18 protein-coding genes are annotated in these 18,285 nt (G+C 72.2%); 3 read left to right on the top strand and 15 right to left on the bottom strand.

Annotated features, from left to right (window positions below; all coding sequences use genetic code 11):
- Window positions 1-81 precede the first annotated feature (81 nt).
- From B9O00_RS20800 to B9O00_RS20750, 11 genes are all read right to left on the bottom strand, one after another.
- A complete protein-coding gene (locus B9O00_RS20800) occupies window positions 82-576 on the bottom strand; it encodes a hypothetical protein (protein ID WP_200808604.1) in 495 nt (164 codons plus the stop codon).
- Between the two features lie 10 nt (window positions 577-586).
- Window positions 587-2,224 (bottom strand): phosphoenolpyruvate--protein phosphotransferase, encoded by a 1,638-nt coding sequence (gene ptsP / locus B9O00_RS20795; protein ID WP_085124654.1) that lies wholly within the window; start codon window positions 2,222-2,224, stop codon window positions 587-589.
- Window positions 2,225-2,229: 5 nt separating this feature from the next.
- A complete protein-coding gene (locus B9O00_RS20790; protein ID WP_200808603.1) occupies window positions 2,230-2,538 on the bottom strand; it encodes an HPr family phosphocarrier protein in 309 nt (102 codons plus the stop codon).
- Window positions 2,535-2,924, bottom strand: a complete 390-nt coding sequence (dhaM, locus tag B9O00_RS20785) for a dihydroxyacetone kinase phosphoryl donor subunit DhaM (RefSeq protein ID WP_085124653.1) — start codon at window positions 2,922-2,924, stop codon at window positions 2,535-2,537. Before dhaM ends, B9O00_RS20790 begins: the two co-directional genes overlap by 4 nt.
- On the bottom strand, window positions 2,921-3,550 hold the full coding sequence (gene dhaL / locus B9O00_RS20780; protein ID WP_085124652.1) for a dihydroxyacetone kinase subunit DhaL: 630 nt from the start codon (window positions 3,548-3,550) through the stop codon (window positions 2,921-2,923). The genes dhaM and dhaL overlap by 4 nt, the downstream gene beginning before the upstream one ends.
- Window positions 3,540-4,595 (bottom strand): ABC transporter ATP-binding protein, encoded by a 1,056-nt coding sequence (locus B9O00_RS20775; protein ID WP_085124651.1) that lies wholly within the window; start codon window positions 4,593-4,595, stop codon window positions 3,540-3,542. Before B9O00_RS20775 ends, dhaL begins: the two co-directional genes overlap by 11 nt.
- Window positions 4,588-5,706 carry an ABC transporter ATP-binding protein gene (locus B9O00_RS20770; RefSeq protein ID WP_085124650.1) on the bottom strand — a complete coding sequence of 373 codons (1,119 nt, stop codon included), beginning with the start codon at window positions 5,704-5,706 and terminating at the stop codon, window positions 4,588-4,590. Before B9O00_RS20770 ends, B9O00_RS20775 begins: the two co-directional genes overlap by 8 nt.
- 4 nt (window positions 5,707-5,710) lie before the next feature.
- Window positions 5,711-5,950 (bottom strand): hypothetical protein, encoded by a 240-nt coding sequence (locus B9O00_RS20765; protein WP_085124649.1) that lies wholly within the window; start codon window positions 5,948-5,950, stop codon window positions 5,711-5,713.
- The gene (locus tag B9O00_RS20760; protein ID WP_085124648.1) at window positions 5,947-6,900 is read right to left on the bottom strand and encodes a carbohydrate ABC transporter permease; all 954 of its coding nucleotides are present in this window, start codon (window positions 6,898-6,900) and stop codon (window positions 5,947-5,949) included. Before B9O00_RS20760 ends, B9O00_RS20765 begins: the two co-directional genes overlap by 4 nt.
- Entirely contained in the window at window positions 6,897-7,862 is a 966-nt protein-coding gene (locus B9O00_RS20755) for a carbohydrate ABC transporter permease (RefSeq protein WP_200808602.1), read from the bottom strand. Before B9O00_RS20755 ends, B9O00_RS20760 begins: the two co-directional genes overlap by 4 nt.
- Window positions 7,863-8,071: 209 nt before the next feature.
- Window positions 8,072-9,403 (bottom strand): ABC transporter substrate-binding protein, encoded by a 1,332-nt coding sequence (locus tag B9O00_RS20750; RefSeq protein WP_085124647.1) that lies wholly within the window; start codon window positions 9,401-9,403, stop codon window positions 8,072-8,074.
- 344 nt (window positions 9,404-9,747) lie between these two features.
- Between B9O00_RS20750 and B9O00_RS20745 the strand changes: the two genes are divergently transcribed.
- Window positions 9,748-11,022 (top strand): metal-dependent hydrolase family protein, encoded by a 1,275-nt coding sequence (locus B9O00_RS20745; RefSeq protein ID WP_085124646.1) that lies wholly within the window; start codon window positions 9,748-9,750, stop codon window positions 11,020-11,022.
- 158 nt (window positions 11,023-11,180) lie between these two features.
- Complete coding sequence (locus B9O00_RS20740; protein ID WP_085124645.1) at window positions 11,181-11,678, top strand: DUF2127 domain-containing protein; 498 nt, start codon at window positions 11,181-11,183, stop codon at window positions 11,676-11,678.
- A 21-nt stretch (window positions 11,679-11,699) separates the two neighbouring features.
- Here B9O00_RS20740 and B9O00_RS20735 read toward each other — a convergent pair whose 3' ends face one another.
- Genes B9O00_RS20735 through B9O00_RS20725 form a run of 3 tightly spaced genes read right to left on the bottom strand, consistent with a single transcriptional unit; the run spans window position 11,700 to window position 16,101 of the window.
- A complete protein-coding gene (locus B9O00_RS20735; RefSeq protein ID WP_159460279.1) occupies window positions 11,700-14,483 on the bottom strand; it encodes a CHASE2 domain-containing protein in 2,784 nt (927 codons plus the stop codon).
- A 58-nt stretch (window positions 14,484-14,541) separates the two neighbouring features.
- On the bottom strand, window positions 14,542-15,576 hold the full coding sequence (locus B9O00_RS20730; RefSeq protein ID WP_085124643.1) for an OmpA family protein: 1,035 nt from the start codon (window positions 15,574-15,576) through the stop codon (window positions 14,542-14,544).
- A gap of 3 nt (window positions 15,577-15,579) precedes the next feature.
- Window positions 15,580-16,101: a FecR family protein gene (locus B9O00_RS20725; protein WP_159460278.1), complete on the bottom strand. Its 522-nt coding sequence runs from the start codon at window positions 16,099-16,101 to the stop codon at window positions 15,580-15,582.
- Window positions 16,102-16,290: 189 nt separating this feature from the next.
- On the opposite strand from B9O00_RS20725, the gene B9O00_RS20720 reads away from it, so the two are divergent.
- Window positions 16,291-17,046 carry an SDR family oxidoreductase gene (locus B9O00_RS20720; RefSeq protein WP_085124641.1) on the top strand — a complete coding sequence of 252 codons (756 nt, stop codon included), beginning with the start codon at window positions 16,291-16,293 and terminating at the stop codon, window positions 17,044-17,046.
- Window positions 17,047-17,285: 239 nt separating this feature from the next.
- On the opposite strand, the gene B9O00_RS20715 is transcribed toward B9O00_RS20720, so the two are convergent.
- Window positions 17,286-18,275 (bottom strand): NAD(P)-dependent oxidoreductase, encoded by a 990-nt coding sequence (locus B9O00_RS20715; RefSeq protein ID WP_085124640.1) that lies wholly within the window; start codon window positions 18,273-18,275, stop codon window positions 17,286-17,288.
- Between the last annotated feature and the right edge of the window lie 10 nt (window positions 18,276-18,285).

Genomic DNA, 18,285 nt, shown 5'->3' with positions numbered 1-18,285 from the left:
GTTTCAGGGACGGGCTTCACCCTGAGCCTGTCGAAGGGCGAAGCCCGATCGGGCACCGGCGTCGCCTACCGGCCTCCTCCTCTAGTCCTTGTCGTGCTGCGCCAGCGCGATCATGCGCTGGGCGGTCTCGCGGATCGCCTCGACCAGCTCCTGCTGGCGGCGCGGGTCGTCGAAGGGCGGAATCTCGATCTCCAGCAGGCGGCTGCCGGGCTCGCCCGCGGCCTCGCCGGGCAGCGCCTGGCCGGGATGGGCCTGGCGGTAGGCCTCGAGGAAGCGCCGCCGCTCGTCGGGCGAGAAGTGGCAGAGCCGGAAGATCGTCGGCAGGTGCTGGGCCGGCAGCGGCACCCGGTAGGTCGGGCTGGTGATCTGCGAGACGAAGGACTTGTGGGTGCCGAGCGCGAGCGCCAGGCGCTGGCGCGTGCCCGAGGGCCGCTTGTCGAGGCAGGCCTTGAGGATGCGCTTGTAGGCGGCGATCGCCTGCTCGCTCTCGGCGCGCGTCTCGGCGCGGGTCTCTCCGCGGGGCTCGGGGCGGGTCTCGGGGCGGGTCTCGGGGCGCAGGTCGGGCTGGTCGGTCATGGCTCTGCGGTCATTCCGGGGCGCCACCATAGCGCCGGATCGCCAGCTTGACGCGCCCGACCTGGGCCGGGGCCACCGAGAGGCGCCTGAGGCCGCACTCCAGCAGCACCGGCACCAGCCGCGGATCCGATGCCATGTCGCCGCACAGGCTGGCCTCGACGCCGCGCCGGCCGGCGGCGGCGACCGTGCGGGCGATCAGCTCGACGACCGCCGGACTGGCCGGGTCGGCGAGCTCGGCCAGCGCCGGGTTGTCGCGCGCGCAGGCCGTCGTGTACTGGACCAGGTCGTTGGAGCCGATCGAGTAGAAGTCGCAGGCGAAGCGCTCGGCGGTCAGCGCCGCGGCCGGCACCTCGACCATCATGCCGAGCGGCGGCCGGCCATGCTCCAGGCCCTCGTCGGCGAGCTCGCGCAGCACCGCGTCGAACAGGGCCCGGGCGCGCTCGAACTCGGCCGGGGCGGTGACCATCGGCACCATGACCTTGAGCGGCCGATCGGCGCCGGCGCGGGCCAGGGCGCGGAGCTGGACGCGCAGCAGCTCGGGATGGCGCAGCGACAGGCGCAGGCCGCGCACGCCGAGGAAGGGATTGGCCTCGTCCTCGGGCGTCACGCCGGGGATCGGCTTGTCGCCGCCGGCGTCGAGGGTGCGGATCGTCACCGGCCGGCCGCCGGCCCAGTCGAGCAGGCGGCGGTAGACGGCGCGCTGGGCCTCCTCGTCGGGCAGGCGGCCGCCGTGGAACAGGAACTCGGTGCGCGCGAGGCCGATGCCGTCGCAGCTCTCCGGCGACAGCGAGTCGAGCAGGCCGGGCTCGTCGACGTTGATCAGCAGCTCGACGGTCTCGCCGGCCGCGGTCCGCGCCGGCCGGCCGATCAGCTCGGCGATCACGCTCGATTCCTCGGCGCGCCGCGCGAGCCGGGTCTCGACCGCGTCGAGGGTCGCCGAACTCGGCTCGACGATCAGGCGCGCCGCCTCGGCGTCGAGCACGGCCAGGCGACCGGCCGGCAGCAGTGCCGGGTCGGCCTCCAGCCCGACGATCAGCGGCACGCCGCGCGCGCGCGCCAGGATCGAGACGTGGCTGGTCGGGCTGCCGCCGGCGATCGCGGCGCCCGCGAGCCGGCTCCAGTCGAGCTCCAGGAAGCGCGAGGGCGTGAGGTCGGCCGAGACCAGGATCGCGCCTTCCGGCTGCGTCTCGCCGCCCGCGGCCTCGCCTGCGGCGACGAGGGCGCGCAGCACCCGCTGCTGCAGGTCGGCGAGATCCTCGGCGCGGGCCGAGAGGTACTCGTCGTCGCCGGCCCGGTAGGTCTCGATCTCGCCGTCGAGGTGGCCGATCCAGGCCGCCGCCGCGGACTGCCCGGCGTCGATTGCCGCCCGCACGGGATCGAGCAGCTCGTCGTCCTCCAGCAGCGCCTCCTGGAACTCCAGGATCTCGGCGCCCAGCGCGTCGGCGGTCTCGACCAGCGCGGCGATCTGCCCGCGCGCCCGCTCCAGGGCCTGCTCGAAGGCCCGGCCTTCCTCGGCCGGAGACGCCGCCGCGCGCGCCACCTCGGCCGCGGCCGCGCGCTCGACCAGCAGGCGGCCGACCGCCAGTCCCTCGGCGGCGCGCTGGCCGGCGAACACCGTCTCGGCGGCCCCCTCGGTGGTCCGGGCCATCGGCGCTATCCGGCGAAGTCGCGCTCGACCAGCGCGACCAGGGCGGCGACCGCCGCCTCGGCATCGGCGCCGTCGGCGCGGAAGAAGAGGCGCTCGCCATGGCCGGCCTTGAGCTTCATCACGGCGTTCGGCGACTTGGCGTTGACCCAGGTGCCGGCCTCGCCGGCGCGGACCTGGACCTCGGCCTCGAAGCCCTTGGCCTGCTTGGTCAGCTTGACCGCGGGCCGGGCGTGCAGGCCGGTCGGGTCGCCGAGGGTCGCGCTGCCCTCGGCGATCGGGGTGGCCGCGGCCGCGCCGCCGGCGCCCTCGGTCACGACAGGAACTCCTCGGCGGTCGCCCGCACGGTCTCCAGGCTGGCGCCGCCGGCGGCCTCGGTCGCAGCCATCACCGCGCCCTCGACGATCGGCGCGTTGCAGATCGTGACGTGGCCGCGCATCGCCTCCGGCAGCAGCTCGATGGCGACCTCGCTGTTGGTCTCGGCGCCGCCCAGGTCGACCAGCAGCGCGACGCCCTTCGGCCGGTAGACCGACTCGATCGCCGCCTGGATCGCCGCGACGTCGGTGCCCAGGCCGCCCGCCGGATTGCCGCCGCAGAAGGCGACCGGCACCTCGTTCCCGACCATCTCGCGGACCATGTCGGCGGCGCCCCTGGCGACGTCGAGCGAGTGGGAAACGATGACGATGGCGACGCAGTCGGTCATGAACGGTCCTCTAGAAAGTCGCAGGCGGCGTGGACGAGCAGGGCGCTGGAGCGCGCCCCGGGGTCGAGGTGGCCGATCGAGCGCTCGCCCAGGAACGAGGCGCGGCCCTTGGTTGCCTTCATGTCGCGGGTCGCGGCCAGCGCTTCGTCGGCGGTGCGGCGCGCCGTCGCGATCGCCGCCGCGGCCGCGGTCCCGGCATCCGCCGACTGCAGGGCCCTGGCCAGCGGCACCAGCACGTCGAGCATGGTCTTGGCGCCGGCGTCCGACTTGCCGCGCGCCTTCACCGCCTCGACGCCGGCCGCCAGCATGGCGGCGACCCCGGCGAGGTCGGCCGGGCCGCCGTCGGGCAGGGCCTTGCCCATGGCCATCAGCAGCGAGCCGTAGAGCGGGCCGGAGGCGCCGCCGACCTTCATGATCAGGGTCATGCCGGCCTTCTGCAGCGCCTCGCCGAGCGGCAGCCCGGCCAGGGCGTCGGCCTGCTCGGCGACGGCCGAGAAGCCGCGCTTCATGTTGGCGCCGTGGTCGCCGTCGCCGATCGCCCGGTCGAGGCTGGTCAGCTCCTCCTCGTGCGCAGCGATGGTCGCGGCGCTGCGGGCGATCAGGTCGCGGAGGTCGTCAGGTGCCATAGGCGGCCTCCCGTGTCTCGTCGTTGCCCCGGGTCTCGATGCGCCGGCCCTCGGCGTCGAAGGCGAGGGCGGCACCCGGGCGCACCGCCACGGTCGTGCGCTCGCCGGCCTGCAGCGGTGCCTGGCCGCCGAGCAGGGCGTGGACCTGCAGCTCGCCGACGCGCAGCAGCACGACCGTCTCGACCCCCAGGTGCTCGACGGTCAGGGCCTCGGCCTCCAGGCCGCCCGGCTGGTGCAGCAGCAGGTCCTCGGCCCGGACGCCGATCCGGTCGGTGCCCGGCGGCAGGCGGGTCACCCCCAGGCTGCCGGCCGGCAGCACGGTGATCTGCGGGCTGCCCAGGCGGCGCGCGACGTAGAGGCTGTCGGGCCGCTCGTAGACCGCGCGCGGCGTGCCGATCTGGACCAGCCGGCCCTCGGCCAGCACGCCGATCCGGTCGGCCAGGGTCATCGCCTCGAGCTGGTCGTGGGTGACGTAGAGCACCGTCGCGCCGAGGTCGCGCTGGATGCGCTTCAGCTCGATGCGCAGGTCCTCGCGCAGCTTGGCGTCCAGCGAGGACAGCGGCTCGTCCATCAGGTAGATCGCCGGGCGCCGCACCAGGGCCCGGCCGATCGCGACGCGCTGCATCTCGCCGCCGGACAGGTGGGTCGCCCGGTTCTTCAGCTTGCCGCCGATGCGCAGCAGCTCGGCGACCTCGCGCACCCGCTTGTCGATCTCCCCGGCCGGCAGGCGGCGGGCCGGCGCGCGCAGCGGGAAGGCCAGGTTGTCGTAGACGCTGTAGTGCGGATAGAGCGAGTACTGCTGGAACACGAAGCAGACGTCGCGCTCGGCCGGCGCGACCCCCGTGACGTCCTGCCCGCCGATCGCGACCCGGCCCTCGTCCGGCCGCTCCAGCCCGGCGACCAGGCGCAGGGTCGTGGTCTTGCCGGCGCCGGTCGGGCCGAGCAGCACGACGAACTCGCCGTCGCCGACGGTCAGGTCGAGCCCGGCGATCGCCTGGGTCTCGCCGAAGCGCTTGCCGACTCCCTCCAGGCGGACCTCAGCCATGGGCGGCTCCCGCGGCGCCGGCGTGGAGGTCGCTCCTGAGCGCCCGGTCGGTGGCCGGATCGAAGACCACCAGGCGCTCGCGCTCGAAGGCCAGGCCGACCAGCTCGCCGTCGCCGACCTTCAGGGTGTTGGGCGCGCGCACCTTGAGCCGCCCGGCGTCGGTGTCGACCGTGACGAGCTGGCGCGTGCCCATGTACTCGACGCCGAAGACGCGGCCGCGCAGCGGGGCGTCCTGGCCCTCGGGGCCGCCGATCCGGATATGCTCGGGGCGCACGCCGAGCACGGCATCGGGGCCGACCAGGCCTTCGTGCAGGCGCGGCATGGGGACCTCGTGGCCGCTGACCGCGATGCTGTCGCGGCCCGGTGCCAGCGCCCCCCGGGCCGGCAGGAAGTTCATGGCGGGGCTGCCGATGAAGCCCGCGACGAAGCGGGTCGCCGGGCGCTCGTAGACCTCCATCGGCGGTGCCACCTGAAGCACCTCGCCGCGGTCCATGACGCAGATCCGGTCGGCCATCGACATGGCCTCGATCTGGTCGTGGGTGACGTAGACCGTGGTCGCGCCGATCCGGCCGTGCAGCAGGCGCAGCTCCTCGCACATCAGCTCGCGGAACTCGGCGTCGAGCGCGCCGAGCGGCTCGTCCATCAGGAAGGCCTTGGCGCGCCGCACGATCGCCCGGCCGAGCGCGACGCGCTGACGGTCGCCGCTCGACAGCCCGCCGACCGGCCGCTCGAGCAGCTGGTCGATGCGCAGCAGGCGCGCGACCTCCTCGGTGCGCTGCCGGACCTCGCGCCGCGGCAGGCGCTGGACGCGCAGCGGGAAGGAGATGTTCTGGCGCACGTTCATGTGGGGATAGAGGGCGAAGAGCTGGAACACGAAGGCGATGTCGCGCTCGGAGCCGCGCCGGAAGGTGACGTCCTCGCCGTCGAGCAGGATGCGCCCGGAGGTCGGCAGCTCGAGCCCGGCGATCATGCGCAGCGTCGTCGTCTTGCCGCAACCCGAGGGGCCGAGCATGACGAAGAACTCGCCGTCCGCGATGGTGAAGTTCGACTCGCGGACCGCGACGAACTCGCCGAAGGCCTTGTGCAGCTGCTCGATGCGGATCTCGGCCATCGTCCTACTCCGGGAAGTGGCTGACCACGACAAAGGCCAGCGTGCCGGTCAGGATGACCGCGAAGGAGTGCCCGTAGAGGGCCAGCGAGACGGGCTGCATCAGCATGAAGATGCCGAACGCGATCAGGGCGGTCGCGAGGCCCTCCATCGGGCCGCGGCGCAGCCAGCGCGGCCAGCGGCGGGCGGCGGGCGCCGGGCGGTCGAGGGCGGTCGGGCGGTCGCTGGGGGTCGGCAGGCCGATCATCGGCGCACCGCCCCGAAGGTGATGCCGCGCAGCAGGTGTTTGCGCAGGAGAATGGTGAAGACGAGGATCGGCACCAGGAAGATCGTCGTGCCGGCCGCCACCGCCGGCCAGTCCTGCCCACCCTCGCCGATGATGATCGGGATGAAGGGCGGCTCCGTCTGCGCGTTGCCCGAGGTGAGCAGCACCGCGAAGGCGTACTCGTTCCAGGCGAAGATCAGGCAGAAGATCGCCGTTGCGGCAATGCCGGTCGTGGCCTGCGGCAGCACGACCTTCCAGAAGGCCCGGAGCCGCGAATAGCCGTCGATCATCGCCGCCTCCTCGTACTCGCGCGGGATCTCGTCGATGAAGCCCTTGAGCAGCCAGACGGCGAGCGAGACGTTGACCGCGGTGTAGAGCAGGACCATCCCGAGCCTGGTGTCGGAGAGGCCGAGCTCGCGATACATGAGATAGATCGGGATTGCGACGGCGATCGGCGGCATCATCCGCGTCGACAGGATGAAGAACAGCAGGTCGTCGGCGAGCGGCACCTTGAAGCGCGAGAAGCCGTAGGCCGCGAAGGTGCCGAGCGCCACGGCGAAAACCGTCGAGCCGAAGCCGATGATCAGCGAGTTGACGAAGCGCGGCACGTAGTTCGACGGGCCGGCGATGACCATGTTGCGCGAGCGCGAGATGACCTCGCAGGTGCTCGTCGCCGGCGGCAGCTTCGCGATGAACTCCGGCGTCTGGCGCGTGCGCGTGGTGAAGAGGTTGCAGTAGCCCTCGAGCGTCGGCTGGAACAGCAGCTTCGGCGGATAGGAGATCGAGTCCTCCGGCGACTTGAACGACGTCAGCCCGATCCAGACCAGCGGTATCATCGTCACCAGCGCGTAGAGGATGACGGCCGCGCCGGCGAGGCGCTGGGTGAGCGGCCGCGGCGCGACGACGGAGTGGGCGGCGTTGGCGGAGGTCATCGGCTCTTCACCCTGTTGAGAGCCTTCACGTAGATGTTGGCGAGCCCGAAGACGGCCACGAACAGGATGACGGCGAAGGCCGAGGAATAGCCCGTGCGCCAGGCCTCGAAGGCCTGCCGCTTGAGGGTGATGGAGGCGACCTCCGTCGTCGAGCCCGGGCCGCCGCCGGTCAGCAGGTTCACCATGTCGAACATCTTGAAGTTCTCGATGCCGCGGAACAGCACGGCGAGCATGATGAAGGGCAGCGCCATGGGCAGCGTGATCGAGCAGAACTGGCGCCAGCTGGACGCCCGGTCGACCTCGGCCGCCTCGTAGAGGTAGTCGGGGATCGAGCGCAGCCCCGCCAGGCAGATGAGCATGACGTAGGGCGTCCACATCCAGACATCGACGATGACGATCGCCCAGGGGCTGAGGCTCACGTCGCCCAGCATCTGGAACGACGAGGGATCGACCCCGGTCAGGAACGAGATCGCGTAGTTGAAGAGCCCGATCTGCGGCTGGTACAGGAATTTCCAGAAGTTTCCGACCACCGCCGGCGACAGCATCATCGGCAGCAGGATCATCGTGGTCCAGAAGCCGTGGCCGCGGAACTTCTTGTCGATCAGCCAGGCGAGCGCGAAGCCGAGCACGGTCTCGATGACGATCGTCGCGACCACGAAGCGCGCCGTCACCTGCATCGCCGCCCAGATGTCGGGGTCGCTCAGGATCCTGTGGTACCACTCGGCGCCGAACCAGCGCAGCGGCGCGTTCGGCCGGTTGGCCCGGTAGTTCGTGAAGGAGAGGTAGACCGTCCAGAACAGCGGGAAGATGTTGATGGCCAGGAGCAGCAGGACCGTCGGCGAGATGAACAGCCAGGCGAGCGTGCGGTCCGAAAGTCCCTGGAGCCGGCGGGCGACCCTGTCGGGCGTCGCCGCGGCGGCCTTGAGCGCGATCGTCGGGGAATTGCTCAGCTCGTCCATCATCGCTGCCTGGCTTCGATCTCGGTCGTTCGCCCCGCTCCGGGCGGGAGCGGGCGCGGTCCTGCTTGCCCCATCGTCCCGGCCGGCCGCTGGCGGAGCCGGGGAGGGCGGTCGCATCGCCGCCGCGCGGGCTTCATCCCGGGTCCGCCGGGGCTCCGGGGCCGCATGCCGTGGCACTGCGGCTCCCGGAAGCCCCTGTCGCGGTCGTCGCGTCAGAGCTTGCCGTCCTCCTGGAAGACCTCCGTCCAGTCCTTGACGAGCCCGTCGAGCGCCTCCTGCGCCGTGCCCTGCCCGGCGACCACGTAGTCGTGGACGCGCTTCTGCTCGGCCTGGAGCAGCTGGGCGTAGGAGGGCTCGGCCCAGAAGTCGATCACCTGGCCCATCGCCTTCAGGAAGTCGGCGGCGAAAGGCGCCGTGCTGGGGAAGTTCGGATCGTTGAGCACCGACTTGGCGCAGGAGTAGCCGCCGAGCTGCCACCACTTCTTCTGCACGGCGTCGGAGGCGAACCACTTGATGTACTGCAGCGCCTCTTCCTTGTGGTCCGAGTAGGCGACCACGGAGATGCCCTGGCCGCCGAGCTGGGAGCCGACCGTCTTCTCGCCCGGATTGACGAAGAAGCCGATCTTGTCGCCGCCGACGTTCGGGTCCTTGTAGAGCCCCGGGAAGAAGGCGAACCAGTTCATCTGGAGCGCCACCTGACCCGACTTGAAGGCGTCGAGATCCTCCTGCATGTAGGCGTTGGAGTGCCCCGGCGGCGTGCAGCAGTCGTAGAGCTTCTTGTAGGCCTCGAGCCCCTTAACCGAGTCGGCCGAGTTGACGAAGCCGTCCATGTGGTAGGGCTTCTTCGGGTCCTCGTACTTGAAGCCGTAGGGGTAGAGGAAGTTCGAGACGCCCATGGTGATGCCTTCCGAGCCGCGCTCGGTGAAGATGGCGGCACCGTAGACCTTCTTGCCGTCGATCTCGCGGCCCTGGAAGAACTTCGCGATGTCGGTCAGCTCGTCGAGCGTCTTCGGCACGGCGAGCTCGCGGCCGTACTGCTTCTTGAACTCGGCCTTGAGCTCGGGCCGCGAGAACCAGTCCTTGCGATAGGTCCAGCCCTCGGCGTCGCCCATGGCCGGCAAGGCCCAGTAGTTGGGCGTGTTCTTCGGCCATTCCGAATAGCCGAGGACGGTCGCCGGCATGAAGTTGTCCATGCTGATGCCTTCTTTCTCGAAGAAGTCGTTCAGCTTGACGTAGTTGCCGTTCTCCGCCGCGCCGCCGATCCACTGGCTGTCGCCGATCATCAGGTCGCACAGCTTGCCGTGCGAGTTGAGCTCGTTGAGGAAGCGGTCGGCGAAGTTGGTCCAGGGCACGAACTCGAACTTCATCTGGATGCCGGTCTTGGCCGTGAAGTCCTTGGACAGCTCGACCAGCGCGTTGGCCGGATCCCAGGCAGCCCAGCACAGGGTGATCTGCTTGTCCTGCGCGGCGGCGCCCGAGATGCCGGCGCCGAAAAAACCGGCCGCCGTGAGCGCGGCGGCGAGACAGGCCCTCATTGTCCGCATGTGTTCCTCCCATCATCGGCCGTCCCGGCTCTTGTTGTCGGCGCCTGCCTCGAGGCAGGCGCACCCGGCGGAACCCCCGAACGGCCCTGATTCTCCCCACCGGTTTAGTCGAACTAAACTCTCGAACTAAACTTCTGTCAACCGTTCCGGCGCGTCGGAACGACAGAAAGCTGCGTAATCTGGCTCATTTATGTGGCAAGATGGGCGAAAGATTTGCGACTACGCAGGAAAATTTCTGCAATGCAGCGGATCGGCGTTGCATCGCAGCAATGCGAAGGGAATGAAAAGTTTAGTGAGGTTGTGCGCACCTGCGGCGCACTTCCCGCGGCGGGAGGAGGAGAGCCATGACCGACGTTCTGTTCACCGGGGTGCGCGTCATCGACGGCAGCGGCGCTGAGCCCTTCGACGGCCAGGTGCTGGTGCGCGGCAACCGGATCCGCAAGGTCGCCAGGGCCGGGGAGGCCCTGGCAGAGGCCGCCGGGGCAGAGGCCGTCGAGGGCGGCGGCGCGACCCTGATGCCGGGCCTGATCGAGGCCCACGCCCACATCAGCTTCTGCAACACCCCGGACCTGGAGTCGCTCGGCGACGTGCCGCCGGAGGAGCACACCCTGCAGTCGATGAAGTACGCGAAGGTGATGCTCGACCAGGGCTTCACCGCGCTGTTCTCGGCGGCGGCGGCCAAGGCGCGGCTCGACGTCGTGATCCGCAACGCCATCGACGCCGGCGAGATCCCGGGTCCGCGCATGCGCGCCGCCAGCCCCGAGCTGACGCCGACCAGCGGCCTCGGCGACGTGCGCCGCTGGCACATGCACCGCGAGACCTTCGCGATCCCCTGCGACGGCCCGGACGAGTTCCGCAAGATGGCCCGGGTCATGGTGCGAGAGGGCGTCGACACCCTGAAGATCAACCCGGCCGGCGACGAGTTCATCCCCTTCGCCCGGGCCCACGAGACGATCATGAACGAGGCCGAGGTCGCCGCGGTCTGCGAGGTCGGGCGCAGCCGGGGCAAGAACGTCGCGGCCCACGCCCGCTCGGCCGAGAGCGTCAAGATGTGCTGCCGCCAGGGCGTCCGGGTCGTCTACCACGCGACCCTGTCGGACGAAGAGGCGCTGGACATGCTGGAGGCGCGCAAGGACGAGGTCTTCGTCGCGCCGACCGCCGGCATGGCCTACGTGACCGCGATCGGCGAGGGCCGCGGCTACGGCATCGACGAGAACCACCCGGTCGCGCGCTTCTTCGCCGCCGAGCTGGAGAAGGGCGTCGAGAACATGAAGGCCCTGAAGAGGCGTGGCGTGCGCGTGCTACCCGGCGGCGACTACGGCTTCGCCTGGAACCCGATCGGCACCAATGCCCGCGACCTGGAGCACTTCGTCAAGCTCATGGACTGGACGCCGATGGAGGCGATCGTCGCGGCGACGAAGTTCGGCGGCGAGCTGTTCGGCGCCGAGATCGGCCTGGTCAAGGACGGCTGGCTGGCCGACCTGCTGCTGGTCGACGGCGATCCCTCGAAGGACGTCTCGATCCTGCAGGACAGGGACCGGCTGCTGGCGATCATGAAGGACGGCCAGTTCCACAAGCGCCCGGCCGCGCGCCGCGCCCAGTGGGCCGCGGCGGAGTAGGGGGCGGCCTTCCGCGGATCGTCGCGGGCGCTTCGGCGCGGCCCGCGGGTCGGCTAGGCTCGCCTCGAGGAGTCGCGGGCGGGCGCGGCGTGGCGGGAGGCTCCCGCCTCGCCGCGGCTGCCGGTGTGCCCTCGAGAGGCGATAGCCGAGGCCGGGCCGTGAACGAGCGCCGCATCCACCAGGTCTTCGAGATCAGCGTGCTGCTCAAGGGCGCCCACGCGCTGATCGAGTGCCTGGGCGGCATCGCGCTCTATCTGGTCAGCACCGCGACCATCGCCGACTGGGTCGGCCGGCTGACCCAGGACGAGCTGATCGAGGACCCGCGCGACTTCGTGGCGAACCGGCTGCTCGAGATGGCCCAGCATCTGTCGCTCGGCACCAAGTCCTTCTATGCCGCCTATCTGCTCGGCCACGGGCTGGTGAAGATCCTGCTGGTCGTCGGGCTGCTGCGGAACCGGCTCTGGGCCTACCCGGCGTCGCTGGCCGCCCTGGCGGGCTTCATCGCCTACCAGCTCTACCGCTACTCCTACAGCCACTCGCTCGGGCTGATCGTCCTGACGGTCTTCGACCTCTTCGTGATGGCGCTGATCTGGCACGAGTGGCGGCTGGTGCGGCGGCATCCGGCGGCACCGGCCGGGCCGCGGCGAGGCGGATGATCCGCGGCCCCGTCCGCACGCTCAGACCGGCTCGGCCAGGCAGGTCGCCGGCAGGTGCACGGTCGCCGTGGTGCCTTCGCCGACCCGGCTCTCGAACACCAGCTCTCCCTTCAGGTTGTCGACGTGCGACTTGACGATGGCGAGGCCCAGTCCGACGCCCTCGTGGGAGCGGACCAGCGCGCTCTGGCGCTGCCAGAACGGCTGGGTCAGCCGGTCGATCAGCTCCGCCGGGATCCCGATCCCGCGATCCTTGACCGCCATCGCGGGGCCGCCGTCGGCATCGACGAAGGTCCGGACGCGGACCGCGGTTCCGGGCTTCGAGAACTTGATCGCGTTCGACACCAGGTTCTGCAGGATCTGGTAGAGGACCGAGGCGTCGACCGCCAGGGCCGGCAGGCCGTCGTCGAGGTCGGTCTGCAGATCGACCCGCTGCTCCAGCGCCGTCGGATGGAGGTCGCGCAGCACCGCGCCGACGACCTCGTCCAGCCGGCTCTGCCCCGCAGGCCTGGTGAGCTCCTTCTGCTCGGACCGTGCGAATTCCAGGATCGACTCGATCATCGCCAGCAGCTTCGAGCCGCTCTCGATGATGTCGGCCACGTAGGAGCGGTAGTGCTCGTTGCCGAGCGGCCCGAAGAGCTCCCGCTTCATCAGGTCCGCGAAGCCGATCACGGCGTTGAGCGGCGTCCTCAGCTCGTGGCTCATGTTCGCCAGGAACTCCGATTTCGCCAAGCTGGCGGCCTCGGCGCGGTGCATGGCCTCCGCCATCTCCATCTCGTGGCGCTTCAGCTCCGTGATGTCGGAATAGACGCCGACGAGGCCGCCTTCGGCGGTCGGCCGCTCGTCGATTCGGAACCAGCGGCCGTCGAGGCACTCCTGGATCCGAGGCGGTCGGCCGGTCGAGAAGGCCTCCATGCGCTCCGACAGCCAGGCGTCGGTCCGCGCCGCGGCATCAACCGGCGCACCGGCGCTGCGCGCGTAGCGCGCCATCAGGCTGTCGTAGCGGACGCCGGGCGCGGCGTCGGCGCCGGCCTCGCCGAGCATCGCGACGAAGCGGGCGTTGCAGACCACCAGGCGCCGGTCGGGTCCGAACAGGGCGAAGCCGTCGGTGATCCGCCCGACGCCGTCGTGCAGCCGCTCGCCGGCCCGGCGCGCCGCCTCCTCGGCGCCGATCCGGGCGCTGATGTCGCGCAGCACGATCGCGAAGACCGGCTGCTCCATCTCGGTCTCGGCAATGGTCATCTCGACCGGTATCCGCGCGCCCTGCGAGTGGACGGCGGTCGCGGCGATCACCTGCCGGCTGCGGGCCGCGTCGCCCAGGGCCCGCTGGTCGGCCTGGTCGCCCATGGCCTCGGCCCAGAAGCCGGTGAGCAGCTCGTCGATGCGCCTGCCGGGCAGGTCGCGCAGCGGGACGCCGAACAGCCGCTCGGCGCCGGCGTTCGCCGTGAGGATGCGGGCCTCGGCATCGACCGTGACGATGGCGTCGAAGCTCGCGTCCACGACCTGCCGCATGTAGGCATCCTGGCGCGCCAGGATCGCCGACTGCTGGCGTCGGATGAGGATCTGCTCGCGCAGCCGGACGACGGCGACCTGGCCGGTCAGCACCAGGCCCGTGAGCAGGGGAAAGCTCGCGTCCGCCAGCAGGCCCGTCCCGAGCGCCAGCGCGGCCGCCCCTGCCGCCAGCCCTGCCGCCAGCCCGGCGGCGAGCGCGGCGAGCAGGGGCAGGCTGAGCCAGGGTGAGGCCGCCACGATCGCCAAGCCGAGCGCCACGGCGACGCCGGCCTCGACGAGCGGCATGACCGGCGGCCGCTCCATCACGGTCCCGGACAGAATCGAATCCACCGCCATCGCCTGGAACAGGGAGCTCGGCACGCCCTTGCCGGACGCGGTCCGCAGCGTGGCCGCGATGCCGGAGGCCGAGACGCCCAGCACGACCACTCGGCCGGCGACCTCGGCGTCCGGCGTCTCGCCCGACAGCAGCCGGTGCGCGGCGACGACCGGTATCCGGTCGGGGTTCCGGGAATCGATCCAGATCCGGCCGCGGGCGTCGGTCGGCACCAGGTGGCCGGCGATCGCTATGCCCTCCGCGCCCAGCCGCGTCGGCATCTCGAGGATCAGGTTCGGCGCGCCCGCGGCGACGCGCACCGCCTCGATCGCCAGGCCGGGGACCAGCCTCGCGCCGACGGCGACGGCGCCGGGCACCGTCCGGGTCGCGCCGTCGAGATCCGGATAGAGGTTGACCAGCCCGACGCCGGCGGCGGCGCCCTCGAGCACCGGCAGGGCGCGCAGGATGGCGCTCGCGTGGGGCAGGCGCGCGAGATCCGGCACGCCGCGGGTCGCGAAGCGTCCGACGATCGGGTCGCGCTCCGCCGACAGGGGAAGGCTGGCCGGGACCGCGGCCCCCGACACCACCGGCAGGAGCGCCATCGCCGACGCCAGGGAGGCGTCGCGCTCGCCCAGGCGGTCGGGTTCGGCCAGCAGGATGTCGAGCACGACAGCGGCGGCGCCCTGCTCGGCCAGCCGTGCCACGACCCTGCCGAGCAGGTCGCGCGGCCAGGGCCACCGGCCGTCCCTGGCGAGGCTCTCGTCGTCGATCTCGACCGCCGCCACCTGCGGGTTCCCGGCGGCTTCCGGGCGCAGCGACGAGGCGAGATCGAAGCCCCAGAGCCGCAGGGCGGCGATCGGCGTCAGGTCGGCGGACCAGGCGAGCAGGAGAATCGCCAGCAACGCAGCGCCGACCAGGGGGCTGCGTTTCGGGGTGACCGGCGGCGGCTCGGGACCGAACGCACCGGCCCGCGCGGCAGGCATGCCCGGCGCGCTGTCGGTCCGGATGCGCCGCTGGAGCCGCCGCATCACGACAGGCCGGTCAGCGCACGGTTATTTCGACACGCCGATTGCGCGGCTCGTCGACGCCGTCCGCGGTCGGTATCACCGGATCGCGTTCGCCGAAGGATTCGACCCGCACGAGGCGGGACGGAACCCCCAGCTTCAGGACCATGTCCCGGACCAGCTCGGCGCGGCGCAGCGCGAGGCGATCGTTGATCGTCGCGGAGCCGACCCGGTCGGTATGGCCGGCGATCTCGACGCCGGGCACGACCCGCTTGCGGATCAGGTCGAGGATCGCCGGCAGCTCGGCCTGCGACGCCGGCGTCAGGCGGTCGGTCCCGGTCTCGAAGTAGAGGCGGACCGTGACCGGTGCCGCCGGCTGGGCGGCAAGGGCGCGGCCGAAGATCTCCTCGACGTCCTGCGATGCGAGAGTGCCGGCGGCGTCCGGCGCCGCGCCGGCGCCCGGGACGACCGCGGTGGCGCGCAGGGACGAGAGCGTCACGGAGCCCCGGGCATTGCTCAGGTCGACGGCGCCGACCGCGCCGTGGGCATCGGCCAGCAGCACGACGACCGCGCCGTTGAGGCTCCGCTCGACCTCCGCCATGGCGGTCTCGAAGGCCTGCCGGCAGGCGGCGATGTCGTCGGGCTGGTGCGCCTCCTCCTGCTCCTGCATCCAGCAGTCGAAGCCGGCCTGGGCCCGTGCCGCCGCCTCGGGGGTCAGCGCCCGGGCGCCGCCCGCGAGCGCACGGGTCAGGCGGTCGCGCGCCGCCGCCAGCACCGGTCGGTCGGCCGCCGGGAGATCGCGCGCCTCCAGCGCTTCCGGCTCGACGCGCTCGGCCGCGGCGACCTGCTCGGCCCGCCGGTAGAAGCCCGCCGCGTCCTGCCAGTCCTCCTCCGCCCGCTCGAGGTCGCCGAGCTGGACGTACTCCTGGACGAGCACGCGGTCGAAAGCGGATTCGGGCGGCTTGGCGGTCGCCAGGCGGCCGGCATCGAACGGCCCGGCGGTGCAGGCGGACAGGGCGAGAGCCGCGACGAGCGCCGCGAAGCCGGAGCGCCTGGGCGAGCCGCCGGCCATCGCTCAGTTCCCCGAGGCTTCCGGCAGGCGCACGGCGAAGCGCGTGCCGCGGACCGCGATCACCGAGATCGGCGTCCGGATCCGGGTCTTCTCGGGCGCCAGCTTGCCGACCTTGCCGGAGGAATAGACCATGGTCCCGCCGAGTGCCGAGCCGAGGAAGCCGAAGGCTCCGCGCTGCGGCGCATACTCGAACTCGCTGAACTCGAAGAGCGAGTTCGGCCCGAGGGAGATCAGCGTGCCGTCGTCGAGCGTCACGCCCACGGACCCGTCCGCTCCGGTGCGCAGGCGATCCTTCAGGTGAACGTCGGAGCCGACCTCGGCGACGATAGAGTCGCTGCCGCGAAGCAGCTCGACCTTGCCCTGGGCGGTCTTGACGACGCCGATCGGCAGGCTGTCGGCGCGCGCATCGACGACCGGCTGCCAAAGGCATGCCACCACCAAGAAGGCCGCCGCGGCGGCGCGCAGAAGTTGATTTCCCCCACCCATCCTGTGTGGCACCGTGACGCAGATCGCGGCGCCGGGCAAGCGGCCTTCGACCGTCCCGGGTTTCGTTCCGGTCGGTCTCGCGCCCTGCGGGCCGGGGCGCCGCGCTGCCTTCCGCCGCCACCGCCACCTCCGGTCGCCGTTTCGCCTGCCCCTGACGGAGGGGGGTGATCCCGCGGCACTTCCCGCTGTAGAACGGCGCATCACAAGCGGAGCGAGGGAGGCGGCGGCATGCGGCTCGAGGGCAAGACGGCACTGGTCACGGGGGCCGCGTCCGGCTTCGGCGAGGCGATCGCGAAGACCTTCGCGCGCGAGGGCGCGGAGGTCGCGGTGCTCGACATCGACAAGGCCGGCGCCGAGCGGGTCGCCGCGGAGATCGCCGCGGACGGCGGCAAGGCGCTCGCGATCACGTGCGACGTGACCTCCGGCCCGGCGGTCGCCGCCGCGGTCGAGCGCATGCTGGCGACCTTCGGCGGGGTCGACATTGTCGTCAACAATGCCGGCTGGAGCCACCGCAACCAGCCGATGCTGGAGGTCGACGAGGCCAGCTTCGACAAGGTCTTCGCGGTCAACGTCAAGTCGATCTACCACATGACCCGGGCGACGCTGCCGGTGATGCGCGCCCGGGGCCACGGCGTCGTCGTCAATATCGGCTCGACCGCCGGCATCAGCCCGCGCGCGGGGCTCAGCTGGTACAACGCGACCAAGGGCGCGGTGAACACCCTGTCGCAGTCGATGGCGGCCGAGCTGGCCAAGGACAACATCCGGGTCAACTGCATCGCGCCGGTGATCGGCGAGACCGGCCTGACGACGACCTTCATGGGCGGCGACAGCCCGGAGCTGCGGGCGAAGTTCCTGGCGACCATTCCGCTCGGCCGGATGAGCAAGCCCCAGGACATCGCCAACGCCGCGCTCTACCTCGCCTCCGACGAGGCCTCGATGGTCACCGGCGTGGTCTTCCCGGTCGACGGCGGGCGGACGATCTGAGCGCTTCGGCGAAGGCGGGCGCGGCGCAAGGCGGAGGCGGTGCTGGAGCTGGCCGGGGAGTAGCCGGCGGCCCCCTCACCCTCCCACGGCCTGACGGCCGCGGGCCCCTCCCTCTCCCCCGAGGGGCGAGGGTACGCACCGAGCGCCCTTGTCGATCCCTCGCCCCTTCGGGGAGAGGGAGGGGCCCACGCGAAGCGTGGGAGGGTGAGGGGGCCGCTCGCGCCGGATCGTCTCGCCGCTCACCCGACCGGCCGCGGACCCTCAGCGCCCTCGGGCCAGACCGCCGGGACCACGAGATGGCTCGGGCGCCGGCCGGCCAGCACCGCCAGAACCTGCTCGACGCAGGCCAGGCTCATGGCCCTGAGCGCGCCGTCGGTCGAGGCGGCGGTGTGGGGGCTGACCAGGCAGTTCGGCGCCCGCAGCAGCGGCGAGCCGGGCGCGGCCATGGCCGGCGTCAGGTCGTCGAGGCCGGCGCCGCCGAGCCGGCCCGCGGTCAGGGCCGCGGCCAGGGCCGCCTCGTCGACCAGGCCGCCGCGGCTGGTGTTGATCAGGAAGGCGTCGGGCTTCATCCGCGCCAGCCGCTCCGCCGAGATCAGGCCGCGGGTCTCGTCGGTCAGCGGCAGGTGCAGCGAGACGGCGTCGGCCTCGGCCAGCAGGGCCTCGAGGTCGCCGGCGGGCGCGTGGCCGTCGGCGGCGATCGCCGCGGCGCGGCCCGGTCGGGCCCAGACCTTGACCGTCAGTCCGAGACCGGCGGCGAGGCCGGCGAGGGTCCGGCCGGTCGCGCCGTAGCCGAGCACCGCCAGGGTCAGCCCGGCCAGCTCCCTTGGCCGGGCCCGGCCCTTGTAGGCGGCGTCGCCGTCGCGCAGCGCCCGGTCGGCCGGCAGCAGCTCGCGGGCCAGGGCGAAGAGGAAGGCGAGGGCGGCCTCGGCGACGCTGCGGGCGTTGGCGCCGGGTGTGAAGATCACCGGGATGCCGCGGCGCGCGGCGGCGGCGACGTCGATCATGTCGAAGCCGACGCCGTGCTTGCCGATCACCCTGAGGCCGCCGGCGAGGGCGATCTCCCCGGCGGTCAGGCCGAAGATCCGGGTGATCACCGCCTCGGCGCGCGGCAGCGCCTCGGCCAGCAGGGCGCGGTCCGGGGCGGCCAGGCGCTCGACGACGAGGCCGGCGGCCTCCAGGCGGGCGACGCCCTCGGGATGGATCGGCTCGGTCAGCAGGCAGCGGGTCATGGCGCCGGGC

The organism is Tistlia consotensis USBA 355 (genome assembly GCF_900177295.1).
GTDB lineage: Bacteria > Pseudomonadota > Alphaproteobacteria > Kiloniellales > DSM-21159 > Tistlia > Tistlia consotensis.
Note: the sequence above shows the minus strand (reverse complement) of the source record. Positions and strands in the feature narration are given on the sequence as shown.